The organism is Pseudomonas sp. CGJS7 (genome assembly GCF_036961695.1).
Genome location: NZ_JBAMDI010000089.1, coordinates 27,749 through 46,792, shown reverse-complemented (window position 1 = coordinate 46,792; position 19,044 = coordinate 27,749). Strand labels below are relative to the sequence as shown.

At 58.7% G+C, this 19,044-nt stretch carries 16 protein-coding genes; 8 read left to right on the top strand and 8 right to left on the bottom strand.

The genetic code is table 11. The features are described from left to right. Positions 1-519 (bottom strand): REP-associated tyrosine transposase (locus V7787_RS36615; protein ID WP_336092399.1); only part of this gene is annotated, 519 nt, incomplete at its 3' end. Between the two features lie 366 nt (positions 520-885). Between V7787_RS36615 and aceE the strand changes: the two genes are divergently transcribed. Then, entirely contained in the window at positions 886-3,591 is a 2,706-nt protein-coding gene (gene aceE, locus V7787_RS36610; protein WP_336092397.1) for a pyruvate dehydrogenase (acetyl-transferring), homodimeric type, read from the top strand. 168 nt (positions 3,592-3,759) lie between these two features. Here the strand turns inward: aceE and V7787_RS36605 are convergent, their stop codons facing one another. After that, entirely contained in the window at positions 3,760-4,044 is a 285-nt protein-coding gene (locus V7787_RS36605; protein ID WP_336092401.1) for a very short patch repair endonuclease, read from the bottom strand. 153 nt (positions 4,045-4,197) lie between these two features. On the opposite strand from V7787_RS36605, the gene V7787_RS36600 reads away from it, so the two are divergent. After that, a complete protein-coding gene (locus tag V7787_RS36600; RefSeq protein ID WP_336092396.1) occupies positions 4,198-5,454 on the top strand; it encodes a DNA cytosine methyltransferase in 1,257 nt (418 codons plus the stop codon). On the opposite strand, the gene V7787_RS36595 is transcribed toward V7787_RS36600, so the two are convergent. Beyond that, the gene (locus V7787_RS36595) at positions 5,437-6,396 is read right to left on the bottom strand and encodes a response regulator (protein ID WP_336092394.1); all 960 of its coding nucleotides are present in this window, start codon (positions 6,394-6,396) and stop codon (positions 5,437-5,439) included. The genes V7787_RS36600 and V7787_RS36595 overlap by 18 nt on opposite strands. Further along, entirely contained in the window at positions 6,393-8,759 is a 2,367-nt protein-coding gene (locus tag V7787_RS36590) for an ATP-binding protein (protein WP_336092392.1), read from the bottom strand. The genes V7787_RS36595 and V7787_RS36590 overlap by 4 nt, the downstream gene beginning before the upstream one ends. Positions 8,760-9,084: 325 nt before the next feature. Between V7787_RS36590 and V7787_RS36585 the strand changes: the two genes are divergently transcribed. From V7787_RS36585 to V7787_RS36575, 3 genes are all read left to right on the top strand, one after another. Continuing rightward, a complete protein-coding gene (locus V7787_RS36585) occupies positions 9,085-9,432 on the top strand; it encodes a helix-turn-helix transcriptional regulator (protein ID WP_336092389.1) in 348 nt (115 codons plus the stop codon). A gap of 625 nt (positions 9,433-10,057) precedes the next feature. Beyond that, positions 10,058-10,369 carry a hypothetical protein gene (locus V7787_RS36580; RefSeq protein ID WP_336092386.1) on the top strand — a complete coding sequence of 104 codons (312 nt, stop codon included), beginning with the start codon at positions 10,058-10,060 and terminating at the stop codon, positions 10,367-10,369. A gap of 108 nt (positions 10,370-10,477) precedes the next feature. After that, entirely contained in the window at positions 10,478-11,071 is a 594-nt protein-coding gene (locus V7787_RS36575; RefSeq protein ID WP_336092385.1) for a lysozyme inhibitor LprI family protein, read from the top strand. A 79-nt stretch (positions 11,072-11,150) separates the two neighbouring features. On the opposite strand, the gene V7787_RS36570 is transcribed toward V7787_RS36575, so the two are convergent. Next, positions 11,151-12,275, bottom strand: a complete 1,125-nt coding sequence (locus V7787_RS36570) for an XVIPCD domain-containing protein (protein ID WP_336092384.1) — start codon at positions 12,273-12,275, stop codon at positions 11,151-11,153. Positions 12,276-12,365: 90 nt separating this feature from the next. Between V7787_RS36570 and V7787_RS36565 the strand changes: the two genes are divergently transcribed. After that, entirely contained in the window at positions 12,366-12,911 is a 546-nt protein-coding gene (locus V7787_RS36565) for a hypothetical protein (protein ID WP_336092382.1), read from the top strand. A gap of 453 nt (positions 12,912-13,364) precedes the next feature. Here V7787_RS36565 and V7787_RS36560 read toward each other — a convergent pair whose 3' ends face one another. Together V7787_RS36560 and V7787_RS36555 are read right to left on the bottom strand one after the other, a co-directional pair. Further along, the gene (locus tag V7787_RS36560) at positions 13,365-14,294 is read right to left on the bottom strand and encodes a hypothetical protein (RefSeq protein ID WP_336092380.1); all 930 of its coding nucleotides are present in this window, start codon (positions 14,292-14,294) and stop codon (positions 13,365-13,367) included. Between the two features lie 236 nt (positions 14,295-14,530). Next, positions 14,531-16,183: a DUF7910 domain-containing protein gene (locus V7787_RS36555; RefSeq protein ID WP_336092378.1), complete on the bottom strand. Its 1,653-nt coding sequence runs from the start codon at positions 16,181-16,183 to the stop codon at positions 14,531-14,533. On the opposite strand from V7787_RS36555, the gene V7787_RS36550 reads away from it, so the two are divergent. Beyond that, positions 16,176-17,408, top strand: coding sequence for a hypothetical protein (locus tag V7787_RS36550; RefSeq protein ID WP_336092377.1), 1,233 nt, complete (start codon positions 16,176-16,178; stop codon positions 17,406-17,408). The genes V7787_RS36555 and V7787_RS36550 overlap by 8 nt on opposite strands. Before the next feature lie 126 nt (positions 17,409-17,534). Here the strand turns inward: V7787_RS36550 and V7787_RS36545 are convergent, their stop codons facing one another. Further along, positions 17,535-18,389, bottom strand: coding sequence for a hypothetical protein (locus V7787_RS36545; RefSeq protein WP_336092376.1), 855 nt, complete (start codon positions 18,387-18,389; stop codon positions 17,535-17,537). Positions 18,390-18,557: 168 nt separating this feature from the next. On the opposite strand from V7787_RS36545, the gene V7787_RS36540 reads away from it, so the two are divergent. After that, positions 18,558-19,037, top strand: a complete 480-nt coding sequence (locus tag V7787_RS36540; RefSeq protein WP_336092374.1) for a VOC family protein — start codon at positions 18,558-18,560, stop codon at positions 19,035-19,037. The last annotated feature ends 7 nt before the right edge of the window (positions 19,038-19,044 follow it).

Below are 19,044 nucleotides of genomic sequence, written 5' to 3'. Positions count from 1 at the left end.
CGCGCAACCCTCCGCCGGGACCGCAACCCGCCGCTGCGCCCAAACCGCATCCCAGTACGGATACTCCCGCACCCGCTCCACCAACCCCGCACGCACCGGATTCATCACCACATACCGCGCCATCGGCAACAACCCCTCATCCTTACGCAACGCCCGATCGTGATACGCCCGCGCCCAGATCGCCCAAGGCACCGTCCCGGCCATGGCCGCGCGCACACGCCGCGAACTTGAGCACTTGAGTTGCCGAATCAACGCCGGCAGCGATTCGTCCGGCCCCAGCTCGATCACGCCGTGCCAGTGGTCCGGCATCAGCACCCACGCCAGCAAGGTCGAACGTTGCCAGGACCGCGAGTCCACGAACGCCGCCACCGTCGCCTCGGCCAGCCGCGCGTTCGAGAACCACGCGATGCGCCCCTCCGTCGCAAAGGTCAGCAAATAAATCCGTTGCGCCTCCGAAACCCGACCGCGACGTAACGCCGCATGGCCGCGAATCGGCGCAGTCGCCATCGATTCGTCCATGGCCGCAGCGTCGCGCGCGGCAAGCTGAGGCCAAATCGGGAAAAGCCGCCGCGATGGGTCGGATTAAGCCCGGAAGGTGTGTAGCGCCGGCTGCCGAATTGTCGCGGTCGCGGCTCGCGCCGCTCCTACAAGGGCTTCGGACCCACCTAGGCTACCTGTAGGAGCGGCGCAAGCCGCGACCACGCCACCCCGCCCACCGGCGCAACCACCACACGCCCGCGTATCCACACCCACCCCGTAGCCAATACGAACTATCCCACCCCACCGACCACCCAAAGCAAGCCGAACCCCCACCCCCGTTTGTTAGACTCGACGCTCTAATCCGCCCCCCAACATTCGAGGCGCGGCCACGGGGCCGCGAGATAGATGAACCAGCCGCTTGCCAGCTCCCTGCACGACCTGCTGCAGAACGACCCCGATCCCACCGAAACCCAGGAATGGGTCGAATCCGTCCAGGCCGTCATCGCCCGCGACGGCGCCGAGCGCGCCCACCAATTGCTGGAAGGCATGGTCGAGGTCACCCGCCGCGCCGGCGCCCACCTGCCGTTCCAGCCCACCACCGAATACATCAACACCATCCCCGCGCACCTGGAGGCCAAGAGCCCCGGCGACAACGCGATGGAATGGCGGATCCGCTCGCTGATCCGCTGGAACGCCATGGCCATGGTCGTGCGCGCCAACCGCAAACCCGGCGACCTCGGCGGCCACATCGCCAGCTTCGCCTCCGCCGCGACCCTGTACGACGTCGGCTTCAACCACTTCTGGCGCGCCCCGTCCGACGCCCACCCCGGCGACCTCATCGGCGTGCAAGGCCACAGCTCCCCCGGCATCTACGCTCGCTCGTTCCTGGAAGGCCGCATCAGCGAATCGCAGATCGACAACTTCCGCATGGAAGTCGACGGCCGCGGCGTCAGCTCCTACCCGCACCCGTGGCTGATGCCCGATTACTGGCAAGTCCCGACCGTGTCGATGGGCCTGGGCCCGATCAGCGCCATCTACCAGGCGCGCAACTGGAAATACCTGGAAGGCCGCGGCCTGATGCCGAAGTCCGACCGCAAGGTCTGGGCCTTCCTCGGCGACGGCGAAACGGACGAACCCGAATCCCTCGGCGCCATCTCCGTCGCCGGCCGCGAAGGCCTGGACAACCTGATCTTCGTCATCAACTGCAACCTGCAGCGCCTCGACGGCCCGGTGCGCGGCAACGGCAAGATCATCCAAGAGCTGGAAGGCCAATTCCGCGGCGCCGGCTGGAACGTCATCAAGACCGTCTGGGGCAGCTACTGGGATCCGCTGCTGGCGCGCGACACCACCGGCAAGCTGCGCCAACTGATGATGGAAACCGTCGACGGCGAATACCAGAACTGCAAAGCCTTCGGCGGCAAATACACCCGCGACAACTTCTTCGGCAAATACCCCGAAACCGCCGCACTGGTCGCCAACCTGTCCGACGAAGACATCTGGCGCCTCAACCGCGGCGGCCACGACCCGCACAAGGTCTACGCCGCCTACCACGAAGCGGTAAACACCAAGGGCATGCCCACCGTGATCCTGGCCAAGACGGTCAAGGGCTACGGCATGGGCGCGTCGGGCGAATCGCTCAACCCGACCCACGGCACCAAGAAGATGGACGACGAAGCCGTCCGCCTGTTCCGCGACCGCTTCAACATCCCCGTCACCGACGAACAACTGAAGGACGGCGCCGTCCCGTTCTTCCACCCCGGCGAAAAATCGCCGGAAGTCGAATACATGCACGAGCGCCGCAAAGCGCTCGGCGGCTACCTGCCGCAGCGCCGCCGCAAAGCCAGCACCTCGCTGGACGTGCCCAAGCTGGAAGCCTACGACCGCCTGCTCAAGAGCACCGGCGAGCGCGAAATCAGCACCACCATGTCGTTCGTGCAAGCCCTCAATATCGCCTTGCGCGACAAACAAGTAGGCCCGCGCATCGTCCCCATCGTGGCCGACGAAGCCCGCACCTTCGGCATGGAAGGCCTGTTCCGCCAACTCGGCATCTACGCCCCGCACGGCCAGAAGTACAAGCCGGTCGACCGCGACCAACTGATGTACTACCGCGAAGACACCACCGGCCAAGTACTGGAAGAAGGCATCACCGAAGCCGGCGCCTTCGCCTCGTGGCTGGCTGCGGCGACCAGCTACAGCACCAACGACCTGCAGATGCTGCCGTTCTACATCTACTACTCGATGTTCGGCTTCCAACGCATCGGCGACAGCGCCTGGCAAGCCGCCGACATGCGCGCCCGCGGCTTCCTGCTCGGCGCCACCGCCGGCCGCACCACCTTGAACGGCGAAGGCCTGCAACACGAAGACGGCCACAGCATGGTCCAGGCCGGCCTGATCCCGAACTGCCGCAGCTACGACCCCACCTTCAGCTACGAAGTCGTGACCCTGCTGCAACACGGCATGCAGCGCATGCTGACCGAGCAGCAGGACGAGTACTGGTACCTAACCCTGATGAACGAAAACTACCCGCACCCGGACATGCCGGAAGGCAGTGCGGAGGGGATCATCAAGGGCATGTATTTGTTGAAGGACGCCGGCAAGCCGAAGAAGGGCGAACTGCGCGTGCAACTGATGGGCAGCGGCACGATCCTGCGCGAAGCCATCGCCGCGGCGGAGTTGTTGGATAAGGACTTCGGCGTGACCGCGGACATCTGGTCGTGCCCGAGCTTCAACGAACTTGCGCGCGATGCTACCGACGCTGAGCGTTGGAATCGCTTCAATCCTGAGGCGAAGACGCCGCGGAAGCCTTACATCACTGAACTGCTGGAAGGCCGTCAGGGCCCGGCGATCGCTGCGACCGACTACATTCGTGTGTATCCGGAGCAGGTGCGGGCGTTCGTGCCGATGCGTTACACGGTGCTGGGTACGGATGGGTTCGGGCGGTCGGATACGCGCGCGAACTTGCGGCGTCACTTCGAGGTTGATCGGTACTACATCGCCCATGCGGCCATTGCGGCGCTGGCGGCGGAGGGGAAGATGACTGGGAAGGATGTGGCGCGGGCTATTAAGCAGTACAAGATTGATGTGGAGAAGCCGAATCCGTTGGGGGTTTGAGGCAGCAATAAGAAAAAGGCAGCTTGCGCTGCCTTTTTTGCTATGCCTCGTTCTTGGATATGCGTTCTGATCTGTCTTGTCTTATCACCGAAGCAAGCAACTTTCCGCTTGCCTCCGCCTTGGATTGTGATGTGAGTTCGCACTCCCAGACGATGTAGGTCCGCCAGCCTAGTGCATCGAGACGGCCAATGGCGTTGGCGTCGCGCGCAACATTGGTATCAAATTTTTTTGCCAGTACTCAGTATTGCTCTTTGGAGTGCTTGCCACCTTGCAGTTGGCGTGCCTGTGCCAAAAACAGCCGTGAACAAAGATGGCCACCTTGTACCTTGGAAGTATCAGGTCGGGGCTGCCGGGCAAGCCGGAGCCCCCCAGTCGATACCTCAGTCCAAGGCGATGAAGTACTCTTCGAAGTGCTAGCTCAGGCTTAGTGTCCTTCGATCGAATACGCGCCATTCGCTGAGAACGTTCATCTGGGGTCAGGAAATCCGGCATTCGGTATCTCGGCCGTAGCGCGGCTTGCCCAAGTTGTATCAGATTGAGCGTTAGTGCTTCGTCTCTTCCAGTATCTTGCAATATGATGCGAAGAATGAAATCTGGCCCCTGCCAATGACTCGAAAAACAAAAAACGATAGGCCTACGTTTGTTGACGTATTCGCTGGCTGTGGAGGGCTGAGCTTGGGCCTTAAGCGAGCGGGCTGGAGGGGGCTATTCGCTGTTGAAAAAGATGCATTTGCCTTCGAGACGCTATCTAGCAACCTACTGCATCGGCCAGGACTGAAATATCAATGGCCTGCACAGATCGAGATTAAACCATGGTCAATCACTGAGCTGCTTAGAAAAAAGAAGATAGACCTGCGGGCCATGCAAGGCAAAGTCGACCTTTTAGCAGGAGGGCCTCCGTGTCAGGGGTTCTCTCATGCAGGTCGCAGAAACGTGGATGACCCGCGGAACCAATTGTTTAAGGATTACTTGGCTCTTGTAGACATCCTACAGCCTAAGTTTGTTCTGGTTGAAAATGTCCGAGGTTTTAAAGCAAGCTTCAAAATTAAGAAAAAGGGGCAAATTGAGAATTTTGCCGAGACACTAGAGGATCGCCTAAGTAAGAACTATGAGGTTACTACCGCAATTCTTCGCGCAAATGAATACGGCGTGCCGCAGTCGCGCCCCAGATTCATTCTTTTAGGCGTGAGAAAAGACATTGCCGCAAATGTGCGGGTCGAAGAGTTTTTCCCAAAACTCGCGGGTAATCGCGTCCGATTCTTAAAGGATCGGGGGGTGCCATTGCAGCCCGCATCCAGGGATGTCCTCAGCGATTTAGAAATAAAGGGAAATGGCATCGGGCCTTCTATGGAATGCCCGGGATTTGACGAGATTCTCTATAAGGGGCCGCGAACATCTTATCAACGGTACCTGCGAGACAGTAGTGTTGGCGCTCCTACTGATACGCGCCTGGCTCGTCATCGAGATGATATCAAAGCGCGATTCTCTGAAATAATTCGCATTTGTAACGAAGATGGCAGGCTTGCGACGAGTCTGTCCGCGGAGGTTAAGGCCAAATTTGGCTTGAAGAAAATGGCAATTAGAGTGCTCGACCCACTGAAGCATGCTCCAACGGTAACGAGTCTGCCAGACGATCTCTTGCATTATTCTGAGCCTAGAACGCTAACCGTTCGCGAAAATGCCAGGCTGCAAACATTTCCTGACTGGTTCGCGTTCAAGGGGAAATATACTTCCGGGGGGCATTTACGACGAAGCGAAGTCCCAAGGTTTACTCAGGTGGCTAATGCCGTTCCGCCATTGCTGGCAGAGCAGCTCGGTTTGGCGCTGATACAGATTGCTGGAGTCTCAGCCTCTAGCCGTTAATACCGCTGTTGAATGATCGCGGACCTGTTGGCATATTGTTTCAAGAGCCACTCTGTATATTTTAAGATCCTTTCTAAAATCAGTCATCCACTGCTCATCAATTCGCACAGGAGGTTCGCCGTGAACGACGGATCGAAGAATTGTCTCTCCATTCGCGTCTAGCTCCTCTTTCGCATGGGCAAGGATATTTCTCTTTTTTAATATGGCGTCACCGTACGGCGCAAGGGTACGGAGGTGCTCCTTGGGTGGAAAAGGGAGCGCTTTAGCTAATTCTCTTGTTCCATTATATTTGTGGTGAGAAGAGAAAATGCTTCCGTCCGCTATGATGGCGATTATGTCTTTGCTGGATAGCAATGGGGTAAGCCGGTCAACTATTCTATTAGAGCTTCCCTGTACCATTCCGAGGAGTTTTTCGGCCTCGCCCGGAAAAATCTCCGGATCATATGCGTAGATGTGCAATAGTAACTCTTGTAGCAAAACATCAAATTCTGCGACTTCGGCCATCGCGATGCCGCGCATATGATTTAGATCAATGGCTTTTTTAATTATCGTGTCGGCGACGCCCGTGAGGGTATCAATGAGCTCGGTGCGATGACTGACAAATACGCCCGATACGCCTTTATCGGCCAGTTTAATTATCAATTGATTCCCGGCGTCAGACGAGAAGAAGATAATGTCTGTATACGGCATGCTTCGCCGCATGTGGGCTGCTGCATCTGATCCATTGACATCAGTGCCAAGCGCGTAGTCGATCAGGACCAAGTCAAAATCTTTCCCGAGATTTCGAGTGAGCGTTCGGAGGCCGTTGTCGGACAGATCTTTTGCAGATTCAATTTTTAAGCTGAAGCCGAGATTGTTTAAGTGAAGCTTCAGGGCTTGTATTGCTGCTTGAGCACTTTCCGGCTCATCATCGATTACTAACAGCCGAAATTCCATTTTCATTGTGGCAGTCTCATTCTCAGGTGGGCGCCGTAGTTATCAGCTGAAGCCTGCGCTAACGCTTCGATCGTACCACCCATCCCCTCGATAATTTGGCGGACATGAAAGAGCCCTAATCCGGAGCCGGTCGTTTTAGACGTTACTCCTTTTTCAAAGACTCGCTCTAATGGCTTTATTGAGTCAGGCCATCCGTCTCCGTCATCAGTGACATTCAATTCGAGCGCGCCTCTTGCTCCCTTAATCACTCTAATGCTGAGAGTGATAGTAGACGCACCGTTCTTTTCTGCGTTGGAAGTAATGTTGTCAATTAATATTCCAATGTCAATTGGCTTGAATTTCCTGGTGAATGGTGTCCCGTCCCATTCGGCGCGAATTGCAATTTTTCGTGACCACAGGCTGGCGATGCTGTCAACGTAATCCTGTATGTACAATGGTAAGTTGTCGCTAATTTCAGATGATTGCTGTTTGTACCCCCCTTTGGTTGCGAATTTGGCTGCGGTCAGTATTTGGCTGTTTCGATAAAAAATCCTTTCTAATGCGTCAGATAACTCGTGTGTCGTGAGCTCGCTTCCAGTGCGTATTTTCGTTAGGAGTAATTTTATCTCGTTATGTACGTCCGCGGCGTGAATAATTATCTGGTGATGAAGGTTGAGAATGGTGTCTTGGTCTAACGTAGAAGCCGCTATAAGGAATTTATTTCTCTCAACTTCGCTCGAATACCTTGCCTCGGCGGTTGCAGCCGCGCTCTCGGCGCGAGCTGCCCTAGCTTCTGCTCGTTGCTCGGCCTCACGCGCCTCCTTCTCTGCAGCTTCAAGAATTGCCAGCCTCGCTCGAGCTTGATCTACTTTCGCTAGAAGGCCTTCATCGCCAGTTCTATCAGCTAATAATTCAAGAGCTCGGAGTGAGGACTCAAACTCTTGCGATTTTTCATCGACAATTCGAACGATGTCAGGATTATAGTGGACTAGATCTACGCCCTCAGTTGCGGCTAGTTTAGAAACCAGTTGCGCAATTCGCGCGCTACTTTGGTCAAGTAGCATGCGTTCTGGGGTTTCGAGATCTTTATCGAAAGTATCCTTCCAGGTGATGTCGACCACGTATCTTTCGAGGCGCTTAACGCATTTGTCTCGAACAAAATCTATCAGCTCCTCTACATTAGGAGTTCGAATTAATCCCTGATTTCGACTGGTGGCCTCATCGAATCCTTCTGCGCCGTGAATATCAACCCTTCCGATTAGATCGCGACCACCCAGAAATCGTCTTTGCCCTTGTTGCTTCCGGCGATTTAAGCCAAAGAAATCATCATCCTCCGCTCCGATGGGGAAGATGCGGAATCCATTTCTGAATAAGAAAACCGAGCCGAACTGGACAGATGGCAAGCCCATGCGTCTGGCGAATACATACTTTGCGCTTCTATTTAGAAAATATAAATTTGCACGAATCTGTGAAAGCTCTAAGAGCGGGTAAGGATTGGTTTCTCTTATTTTATAAATGATCTGCCCGCGGTCTTCCAGCGTTGATTCTATCGACTTCCCATCATCTGTGAGGACTGCTTCGATAGAAGTAGTCCTTGTGGCAAGCACATCAATGATGGGGTTTGTGACAGGCCCGTTTACCAATAGGCGTGCCCCGTCATCACTTTCGAGTTCTTCGTTATGTTGACGATCTATCGCATCTGCTTTTTTCTCAGCAGGTGCGCTAATGGATATAGAAAATCTAGACAAAGTCCCCGAGAACGGATCTATTAGCTTGCTTAGCTCTCTTTTAAGTGACTTGAGTTTGTCGCGATCCCATAAGGTCCTTAATCCATTAATTTCCAATGTCGTGCCTGAGATCGTCCCGCCCTTCATTTTTCTCGACGCCGGGTCAGGATAATCTGCCGATTCCCAAAGCTTTACCCCGACGTTTGAAAACTCTTCAAGATGGTCTCTCTCAAAGTCAGTCCAGTTAACTAAAAGATTCTGGACCGGAGAGGTTTTGGATTTAGAGCTCAGAACTAGTTCTCGGCCCAATCGATCGCATGAGAATCTACCAACGCCTTTAGCTCCAGCAAAAGGGCGATTCCTGTCTTCAATTCGGTCCCTGTAATCAACGTCTTCCGTGCCGTCGCGTTTTGCGGAATACGCGACAAATAGCCATTTGTCGAGTATGTCATTTCGCGACATTCCCTTGCCATTGTCCGATATTATTATTCGGTCTTCATCGAATATTAGATGTACTGAGTTCGCGTGCGCGTCGAACGAATTTTTTACCAGCTCGAAAACGGCAACGAAATCATCAGTTATTAGCTCTCGCCCGATCAGGTCTTTTAAGCCAGTGCTTACCTTGAAGACGTGTTCCGTTGGAGTGTCTTTGCGCTTTGCCATGAAGTTCGTTCCGTCGGCTGCTCGTATGCGATTTGTCGGCTTCTGAAGTTTGACCTGGATATCTTTGGTCCAGTTCGTTTGTGTAATAGCTCGATGAATACGAGCCTACTACAGCTGAGTGAGCCAGTTGGAGCTTCAATCCATTGGAACCAGTTGAGCAATGAACTCAACGCACAAAAACTGCCATACGCGAAAAGGCGGCGGTGGCGGACATCCTGTGCTTGAACGTCTAGGATTTCACGGTGTTCTCTTTGGACTTTGGCCTAGACATTTTATTACGTTTAACGTAATTTACGCTCTTGAGGTTTGAAGCCATCCTTTGCGCATGGCCCAGACCAACGTAGATGCCCGCTCCATCTTTGCGCAGCGGCTGAAATCAGCCAGGGAAGATGCCGGGCTCACTCAGAAGGAGCTGGGTATGTCTGTGGGTCTACCGCAAGAAACGGCCGCCGTCCGCATCAACCGCTACGAAAAGGGCGTCCACGACGCCGATCTGGCCACCGCGCGCCGCATCGCGCAGTCGCTGGGCGTCCCGCTCGCCTTCCTCTACGCCGACACCGACGTGCTGGCCGAGGCCATCCTGACCCTGGGCCTGCTGTCCAAGTCCGAGCAGCGCAAGGCCGTGGCCGACCTCAAGGCCCGGCTGGCGCAGGCGGGCGGGGCGGGCGATTAGGGCCGATCGCGCGTCCACCTCAATACGACCGCGGCGGTGCGTAGCCGTCGCGGGCTGTGCCGCCTGAGCTGCCGGGGGTTAGTGAGCCCTGCCGAGCGAGTGCGAACGGCGATTCCAGGGGGCGCGAAGGCCCGGCGGGTGCTGCGATGCGGCTATTGGGTCTTCGCGAAGGCGAAATTGGCTTTCCGGAATCCCGAATCGCTACTCGCGAGCCCCGGCGCCGCTCTCGCGAATCCGAAATTCACGCTCGCGAGTCTGAATTTGGCTTTCGCGAATGCCGTTCTGGCCTTCGCGAGTACGAAATTCGCCTTCGCGAGTCCGGATTTCGCTCTCGGGAGTCCCGTTTCGGTGCTCGCGAACTCGGAATTCGTATTCGCGAATCTGAATTTCGCTCACGCGAGTCCAAATAAGCTTCAACGGAATGACTCGCGCGGCTTCCGGAACACCTCGACGGGATTCCGGTAAAGCTTTTTGCTGCTCAGAAGTCACACAAAGTCGCTTCCGTCTCGCGAACAGTGGCGACCTAGCCACCGCGGCCCCGCCACCCAGTACGTTCGAGTTATAGACGACGGCCCGCCCGGCGCCGACAGTGCGCGCATCGGATCGGCTCGATACGAGGTGTGCTATGGAATGGCAAACGGTGGTGCTGGGCATACTGGCGATGCTCAACGTGACGGCAACGGTGGCCGTCGTGCGCAGTGATGTGTTCTCGCCCGCTCAAAAGGGTTGGCAGTTCGGCCTGATCTGGCTGGTGCCGCTGATCGGGGCGATCGCATGTTTTCTGTTGGTGAGGAACGAGACGTCGCAAGCCGACGGATCGCTCCCTCCGCACGACTTGGCACCAGGCGGGTTCGACGGCGCCTCGCCGGATTTCGTTCCAACGCTCTGCGGTTGCAATGGTGGCGGTGCGGGGAGCGGGGGCGAAGGAGGCGATTGATCCGGTTCGCTCGATACGCCGAGCCGCGTAGATCGCTTGCTACGTCAAAACTCTGGCGTACGCCTATCCAAACAAGCGCCGAACGGGCATGGTGGCTTCGGTTCTTCAGTGCCGCCGATCAATCATCACAAAGGGTTCGACAGGATGTCCGGATTCAGACCGCTGCGATCAAGCCTGCTGTTAACGAGTCTTCTGCTGGGATCGAGTTACGCCATCGCGGCGCCTCCGCCTAAAGCGTCGGAGACGGTGCACGCCGCATCGGCCGCCGTCCTGGCGACGTCTGAAGAGGGGGATTGCTTCGTTGTTGGGGAGTTGAAGGCGCGGGAGCTGTGCTTCTCCAAGAAGTCCGATGACGAGATCGCCGAGTGCGAACGTGTGCGAGTGCACGCGTGCAAGCCCTATCGCGACATGTACCGGCTCGACCAGGAGGCGGCTGCGCTTAGTCGGGAGCTGCTGGCCCGGGCTCGGAAGCAATACGCGTCGTACACGAGCAATGACGCGGGCTATCTCACCGATCTGGCTGACTATCTGAGCGCTTCGGATCAGGCCTGGGCCGCGTCCCGCGATACCGATTGCTTGTTGGAGCCGTTTGCTCAAGGTATGTCGCGACGTGAGGCCGGCGACCTGACTGAAGCCTGCCGCGTGGAGCGGACCCAGGCTCGCATTGCTCAGATAAGAGAACTGCTCCAAGCACTGAAGTAGCCGAGGCGAGCCGGGTGTTTGTTGCATTTCCAGTCGCTATCCGGCAATACACCTGTTGTCGCCCGGTGCGTGCGGGAACTTATCGGGTGATCGGTCGATCTGGTGTCGGATCGGGTTGCGTGACTAGCTGAGCTTGAGCCTCGGCGATCACTTTCAGCGAGTGAAGAGAGTCATCCAGCGGAGTCAGCGAGGCGCGTTGTGCCTCAACGTGCGAGAGCTTCTGCGCGGGATCGTGCAGCCCGCCTTGTACGGCGATGACATTCCGACCTATTTCCCCGCCAGGGTGTTGGCTCAGCACGACATGGTCGATTCGATCCAGGCCATCGCGCTTGGCCTGAACGGCAAGGCAGCCGGCGATGCAGTCGAGGGCTTCGGGACTCAATGGGCGCCCTTGCCGTTCGAAAGCCTCTCGGGTGAGTTCGCGCGTTTGCGGCCAAGCCGCTTGGCGGTCGTTGCTGCTCATACGATTTGATTGCGTATGAATTTCGTCGGGATTGGCAGGCTCATTGATGGGAGGCGGATTAGATCGTCGGAAGTACTCGTAGTCACGCAAATACAGGTCACGGTGCGTCAGCTGGCCGTCCCGGTTCCGATCGGTCAACGGTTCCGAGCGAGTGTACGGTCGATCAGCCACTTGCTTGGCGATCCGATCGACGGTGGTTGTGGGGTCGGTGCCCCGTTTCCAGTCGTTGAACATCTGCGCTAGCTCAAGGCCCGGCAAGTAACCCAGATCCTGCCAGCGTGCGGAGTAGGTGGAGTTGTCCTTGAGTTCGTCGATGATAGGGAATGCGTTGAAGATCGCTTGCGCTTCCAGTTTGCTGCGATAGTCGACGTACTGTTCCTTGGACCCTTCGGCCGGGAACTTGATCGACGCGGTGTTGTAGCGGTCGTGCCCGATCTCATGCGCCAGGGTCGTAAACATAGCCTGTTCCATGAGCAGATACTTCCCTGCATCCGGCCCGCGAAGCGCGTCGTAGGTATTGCTGTCCACTCGAATGATCGGTGGCTCAGTGGCTTGGTAATAGGGCAGGTCAATGCGCTGCGAGCTGTCGATCCTGCCGTCCTTACGAAAGAACTCCGCGAAGTCCTCGCTGGCATGAGGCGATTGCTTGATCCACTGTTTTGTGCGCTCGGGCATCCGCGCAAACTCGGCGCTGTCATTCAGGATGGCGAGATCTTGTTGGTGCTTGGTAGTGCGTTCCATGCTATTCATCACCGTCCCTATTGAGCTTGCGGGGGGATACAGCTTGTCGCCTGCATTCGGCCCGCCTAGGCTAGCGCTAGAGAACAGGGAGTGTCGATTCGTATGAGATGTCCGAGAATCCAGCGTTACGCCATAGGCGCACTTTTTCTACCGCTGTTAATGGGGTGTGTCAGTAAACCTAATGGAAATCCGGCACAGAAAAACATGGTCGCTGTATTGACAGCACAGGACATTCTTCGGTTGCCTCTTGAGCAAGGAGTGACCGGCTACGACCAGGTCGCCCGGGGTCTTCGTTCGAACGCTGATTTCCAGGTGCTCCGCCCGGAGCCGCCCATACTGAAAGCCGCTACTGCCATCACGCTCGCCGACGGCTACGTCGTTAGCGATGCAACTATTGAGGACTACAAAGGCGAGCGGAAGTTGGGTCTCGCTTTCGACCGACGCAAGTGTTTCCCGCTCGCGCAAGCTGCGGGGGTTGCAGGCGTAGAGATCGGGAAGGCTGCGCCGCAAGAGCACGACAACGAACGCGGTCGTACTTTCACCGCCGAGCGGAATGGCATGTTGGCGATATTTTCCACCGTTGGCCCGGAATCTGACTGCGTGAGCTCTATAACGTTGACGCAATTGGGAAAATAGCCCGTACACGTTTCTAGGCTGGGTATTGCGCAGCCGCACGATTTTTTCGTCGATCACTCGGCCTCGACAAGGAGCCTGGAGGCATTGGGTATCGAGGGATACGCCAGATCCAGCGCAAATTCGTCCGGGATCATAGCTTCGGTCGCCGTCGGCAACGCATGCTCGTTGGTCGGTTCTCGCTCCAAAAGGCGCTGGCGCTTCGTCTTCGCCCCAACGCCCCGCGGTTACGCTAGTGGCGGCATGGGAGTGGGGGCGAAGGAGGTGATTGATCCAGTTCGTTCTATAGGCGGAACCATGTGGATCGCTGACTAAGAAAAGTTCTGGCACGCGCCTGTGCGAAGAAGTTCGGGAGTTTCTTTCTGGCATGAGGCGATAGCAAAATCCATCGCCGGATGTGTTCCGGCATCTGTTGAAATTGCGCGCTGTTCGTAAAGGCATCCTTGTCCCACTCGCTCACTTGTCTTCCTCGATATGTATCGCCTTCACGCACTTCCCATCGGGAGTGGATGTGAATCCGACCAGCATTCCGTTCTTGAAGGCGTTGTAGGCCGGGTGGGAGGTGCCGCCCGAGCCCGAATAAGGTTTGGCTTGAGTCAATGCCAATGCGCGCTGTGTGGAAAAGCAGGGCACTGAGTCAAGGCTTATTGACATGAAGTCGGCCGGCGGCGGCTCCAGCCAGAGCAGGGAAACCACTTGCCTGTCCGCCAGTACTTTGGGCTCGCGATTGGTGTATTTCGTCATCGACGGATCGATGGCGTATGACCTGGCGAGCGCCGTTCGTACCCCATCTCTTCCAGCGGTTCCGCTCAATGGCTCGGTGAGGATGCGTTCAACCGTTAGAGCCTCTGTTTCGATGTGAATGTACGAGACGCACTTACGATCCGGTGTGGTGCTGAAGCTGACCAGTATTCCGTTCCGAGACGCGTCGTAAGTCTGCTCGTCAGAGGATTGCGTTTGGCTGTGTGGCTTGGCTTGTGTTAAGTGCAGTGCGCGCTCGGTGGGGAAGCACGGCTGAGGGGCCACGGCCATCGACATGAAGTCGACCGGAGCTGGTTCGAGCCAGAACATCGACAAGATGTGATTGTCCGCCAGAGTCTTGGGGCGGTTGTCTATGTGCTTCGAATCAAGATCCTTGATCTCGTAGGCTCGAATCATTGCCGACCGCATGCCGTCCCGCCCGGTGACTCCTTCTAGGGGAGTAGTCAGCAGGCGCTCGACCGTAGGGGCTTGGTCTGAAACTGGAATGATGCCGTTGGTCGAGGCGCAGCCGGACAACACAATCAGTGCGGCCGCGATAGCGAAACCTAGAGTTGTGTTCTGCCTGCGAGTCGACAGCTTCGTATCCTCGCGCCAGGGTCCGCTTCTATCGCTGGTTAGCGCCACGATCGCAAGTCCTGTTTGAGAGGATGGCCATATGCTGCGCATTCGGCGCACTGAGTCAGAGCGGCGTTCAAGTGAAGAGGGAGGTCCGCTGGTTAGGTCGCCGACGCCCCGAGCCGATCATAGCGCTGATCGTGGCGCTAAGCGGTTGCTCTGTGGCGGTGTCTTGTGCGAGCAGAAAATGTATAAGGAATAAGGGTGTGAGTTGCGCCGGTGCTGCACACGTTCTGCTGCGGATCTCACGAGATCGACAACTCAAACACCTCCCATCCGCCAACCTGCACCGCAGTCGGAATCAACGATCCCTTGGCTTCATTGGTAGCTGTCACATACCGATCGTTGGCCCGCGCACGCAATGCCACCGATCCACCGGGCAGGGTCTCGATGAAGAACCGCTCCCGCGTCCCAACCGTATCCCGACTGGCAATCAACGCATTCCCCCGCGCCGCATCCACCGTCACGAACTTCGCATTCGCATGCGACAGCAACGCCACGTCGCCGCCACCGGCATCGACCATGTCGAATCGTTCCCACGGCCCGATGGCTTCGCGGTTGGCGATCAACGGCGCGCCGCCGCCGCTCTCCGCGGCCACGTAGCGATTGTTCACCCGCGACCGAAGGCTCAACACCGTCGCCACGCCAGCATCGCTGCCGACCACCGGCGCAGTCGGCCGCACCGGGCTCAGCGGTCGCGCGCCTTTGAGCATGCGGCCGCCATCGCCGGTCAGTCGCAGGTAGTAGTCGGATGAGCAGGGAACGCCGTCTTCGTTCAATGCGGCGAAGTTGAAGTTGGCCGGGACGTCGTTCTGCGTTTCCGCGGTCTTGGCGATCTGATTGCCTTCGTTGTATTCGTCGAACATCGAGATGTAGAACCCGGCGACGCCCAAGCCGGCGAGGTGATAGAACTGCCGCCACATCAGGTTGCCGTGGGCGCGCTGGCCCAAAGCGAGGTCGCCGGGCAGTACGCAGGGCTGGTAGTCGATGCCGCGCGCATCGCAGTAGTTCTTGTCGGCGATGTTGACCGATTGGAAGAACGCGTCGACTTCGGGAATCTTGCCGATCACGCCGATCATCCACGGCGAGAGCATGTCGAACTGATTGAACACGTCGAGAAACCCGGGCCGCACCGAGTCGCCAGTGCGCCAGCGCGTGGGCACGCCGCCGATAACGTAGCAACCTTGCGCTTTGAACCACGCAACCACATCGCCGCATTCGGCGGCGCCGAACGGCCGGCCGGGGTCGTCGAAGCCGAAGCCCCAGATGCAGACGACGGGCTTTCCGTTCTGACGCGCGTAAGCAGGCGAAGCCGTCAACGCAGACATTTTCTCGCGCCAGTCGGCGGTGATCTGGCCGTGCATCTGGGTCCAGCCGGTCACGTCGTACATGATGTAGAACTTGCGCTGGTAGCGTTCGGCGGCCTGGCGCACTTTGGCGGCCATGGCGTCGCGGGTCGGGCCTTCGCCGCCGAAGGGGTTGAAGCGTTGCAAGGCGGCGGTGTCGATGCCGTGTTGTTGCATCCAGCGGAAGTGGGTGTCGACGGTGTCTTGGTCGTAGCTGGAGAACAGGCGCGCGGGTTGGCCGTTGCGCAGCGGGGCGAAGTTGGTCTGGTAGCCGCGCGCGTATTCGCGCATGTCGGGCCAGGATTTGGTCGCGTTGTTGTTGGGGTCGGGGGCGCGGCCCCAGTCGTGGGCCCAGTGCCACCAGCCGTTGATGGGGGCGCTGTCGCCGGGGGCGGCGAACCAGCCTTGGTAGCCGACGGTGACTTTGCCGACGACGTCGCCGGGGCCGCTGGCGGCCTGGATGCGGGCGCGGTTGAGCGCGCGGGCGAGGGGTGCGGCGGCGACGGCGCCGGCGGCGCTGCCGAGCAGGAAGGTGCGGCGGGTGATGCTCATCGTTTCGGCTCCAGGGCGAGGCGGGCGGGAGCGCGGCCATGCGTGCGGGGCGGCGCGGTGGCGGGCCCGGTCCTTCCTGGTCGCTGCCATTGGCGCGCCGGCGTGGGGCCGGGTCAATGCGCCATCCGGGTTAGCCCCGTGCGCGCGTCTCGTTCGATATGTGCGGCTGGGCCGTCTGCGGCGGCTGCGACGTTTGACGGTGGCGGCGCTCTGCCGGGCTCGGGGAAGGGGGGCGGCGATAAGCGTTGCTGGCGGATCGGCTCTGGCTGAATTGGCAGGGCGAAAGTCAAAATGGGTTCCGGCTTTCGCCGGAATGACGGTGGTGGGGTGGTTGCGCGGTGTGGTTGGTTGCTTCGGGGCGCAGTTGGCGGCTTCAAGTCGCATCCGCCTAGGCGGCGATGCTGCGACACGGCTTTCGGCGGCCTTGGTCATCGTCGCGGCGTTGGTCATCGTTGTGGTGTGGCGTTCGGTCAACGAGTGTGCGATGGCCGTTTGTCTTCACCCTGTCATGCCCATGGCATCGAATCCGCGCAACGGCTTCAGTGCCAGGAGACAGGCCGTGGCATCGATGCGCAGTTCAGTTTCATGTCGCGCTCCATCAGTTGCCAAACGCTTGATTGGCTGTCTGGCGTGCGCGCTGGCGGCATGGCCGTTGCTGGCCGGCGCGCAGGCCGCGCCGTGGCGGACGGTCAGCGACAAGGACGGGATCCGCCTGGAGGCGCGGCGTATCGCCGGTGAACGCTTCGATGAACTGCGTGTCACCACGTCGCTGAAGGTCGCGCCGGATGCGGTCGCGGATTACTTGCTGGGCAAGTACCTAGACGCGAAGAACAAGAACATCCGCCGCACCTTCGTCCAGCGCGGGCCGGACACGGCGATCTGGTCGGATGTGCTCAGCACTTCGGTGACCAGCGATCGCTGCTATTCCATGCGCTTTGATCGGCAGGCGCTGGCCGACGGGGCGATCCGGGTGAAGTTCGCTTCGCTCGATGAGGCCGGGGCTAAACCCAAGTCCGAGTGCATCGCGCTGCGCTCGCGCGGCGAATGGACGCTGACGCCCAGCGGCGCGGGCACGCGATTGACCTACGCCTCGATGACCGACATTGGCGGCAATACGCCGGCATTCCTGGTGCATGGCAAGCTGCAATCGGCCGCGATCTCCAGCGTGCGCAAAGTAGTCGCCGGCGCCTCGGGTCTGGCCCTGCCGCGCGGCCTCGGCGACTGAGCGCCTCGCACGCTCAGCGCCCCGTGCCGCTCCACAAACCACGCAAGCCGCCCGCCCACCGTCATTCCGGCGAAAGCCGGAACCCATTTTGATCTTGCTCTGATGGCCCCGGGTCGCGCCGCTGCCTCACTCACACACAATCATCGCAATCCCATTAGGGTTAGCCGTGTTCTCCACCATCACCCCAGTGACCGAACGCGTGTAAAACACATCTTCCAACGGCGGATGCCGTTCGTGGTCCCCCGGAGCGATGCCCCGATATCCAGCGTAGTACTCGCAATACACCGAAATCTCCTCGCTACGCTGCCGCTGCGCCTTCATGGTGATGTAAAAGCCTTCCAGCGAGAGGAAGCCGATACCGCCGAAAAAGGTGAACGGCACGCAGTCGTAGTTCTTCTTGTCGATCGGATTCATGATCGCCTTGGCCGGCGGCAGCGTGGTCGACAGCGGCAGTATGTTCGGCTGGCCGTTGGGGCCGAAATGGAAGTAAATCTCCGATAGATCGGTGGCCGCGTTGTTGAACAGCACGCCCTGCAGATGCAGTTTGATGTCGAACATCGCGATCAGATCCTGGGCCAGCGTATACAGGCTGATGCCCACGCCGATCTCGGTCACCAGCGCGCCGGCGATGCCTCCGATCAGGTCGCTGATGAAACCGCTGTCCGGGTCGCTGGGATTGCCGGGGATGTCGGGCAGCGAGTATTCGCGGGTCGAGATGATCCCGGTCTTGTCCTGATACGCGCCCAGCAGCGCAGTCAGGTTCGCGCCCGGCTCCAGCTTGTTTTTGAAATCCTGATGCGCCGAGTTCAAGGCGGTGAGGAACGCGGTCGCGGCGGCGGGTGCGGTTTCTTTCTTGCTCAGGCCGGCGCTGAGCGCCTTGAACGTCGCACTGTCCTTTCTGATCCAGGCGACGTGCGAGTACTGACAATCCGGATAATTCATGGTCCGCTCCCCGTTAGGTGAATGGCGTGGCGACGCCATGTCCAACCAACGCAGCAGAGCCGGCCTGGCGGCCACCTCGGGGCGGTCAAACCGCCTATTAATAAAATGTGATCGGTCGCGGGTTGTGCGCGTGACACCATCGGTATACGTTTCGCCGGTCGCGCGGCTTGCGTGCGGATGTTCGACCTAACCCAAGGAGAGCAGCTGATGATCGCCAAGAACACGATTTGTCTTTGGTACGACGGCGCCGCCCAGGAAGCCGCCGAGTTCTACGCTAAAACCTTCCCCGACAGCTCGGTAGACGCGGTCCATCGCGCGCCCGGCGACTATCCCGACGGCAAGCAGGGCGATGTGTTGACGGTCGAGTTCACGGTGATGGGTATTCCCTGTCTCGGCTTGAACGGCGGGGATACGTTCAAGCCCAGCGAGGCGTTCTCGTTCCAGGTCGCCACCGACGATCAGGCCGAAACCGACCGCTTGTGGGATGCCATCGTCGGCAACGGCGGCAAGGAAAGCGCTTGCGGCTGGTGCAAGGACAAATGGGGGCTGTCGTGGCAGATCACCCCGCGCGTGCTCAGCGAAGCGATCACCGATCCCGACCGCGCCGCGGCCAAGCGCGCGTTCGAGGCGATGATGACCATGGGCAAGATCGATATCGCGGCGATTGAAGCCGCAAGGCGCGGCTGAGAAGGCA

What these genes read in the sequence shown, in the direction of transcription:
- V7787_RS36570 (WP_336092384.1), bottom strand. Translation starts at nt 12,275, where the DNA reads ATGGAACGCACTACCAAGCACCAACAAGATCTCGCCATCCTGAATGAC.
- V7787_RS36555 (WP_336092378.1), bottom strand. Translation starts at nt 16,183, where the DNA reads ATGAGCATCACCCGCCGCACCTTCCTGCTCGGCAGCGCCGCCGGCGCC.
- V7787_RS36600 (WP_336092396.1), top strand. Translation starts at nt 4,198, where the DNA reads ATGACTCGAAAAACAAAAAACGATAGGCCTACGTTTGTTGACGTATTC.
- V7787_RS36605 (WP_336092401.1), bottom strand. Translation starts at nt 4,044, where the DNA reads ATGGCGCGTATTCGATCGAAGGACACTAAGCCTGAGCTAGCACTTCGA.
- V7787_RS36550 (WP_336092377.1), top strand. Translation starts at nt 16,176, where the DNA reads ATGCTCATCGTTTCGGCTCCAGGGCGAGGCGGGCGGGAGCGCGGCCAT.
- aceE (WP_336092397.1), top strand. Translation starts at nt 886, where the DNA reads ATGAACCAGCCGCTTGCCAGCTCCCTGCACGACCTGCTGCAGAACGAC.
- V7787_RS36545 (WP_336092376.1), bottom strand. Translation starts at nt 18,389, where the DNA reads ATGGCGTCGCCACGCCATTCACCTAACGGGGAGCGGACCATGAATTAT.
- V7787_RS36585 (WP_336092389.1), top strand. Translation starts at nt 9,085, where the DNA reads ATGGCCCAGACCAACGTAGATGCCCGCTCCATCTTTGCGCAGCGGCTG.
- V7787_RS36590 (WP_336092392.1), bottom strand. Translation starts at nt 8,759, where the DNA reads ATGGCAAAGCGCAAAGACACTCCAACGGAACACGTCTTCAAGGTAAGC.
- V7787_RS36595 (WP_336092394.1), bottom strand. Translation starts at nt 6,396, where the DNA reads ATGAAAATGGAATTTCGGCTGTTAGTAATCGATGATGAGCCGGAAAGT.
- V7787_RS36540 (WP_336092374.1), top strand. Translation starts at nt 18,558, where the DNA reads ATGATCGCCAAGAACACGATTTGTCTTTGGTACGACGGCGCCGCCCAG.
- V7787_RS36580 (WP_336092386.1), top strand. Translation starts at nt 10,058, where the DNA reads ATGGAATGGCAAACGGTGGTGCTGGGCATACTGGCGATGCTCAACGTG.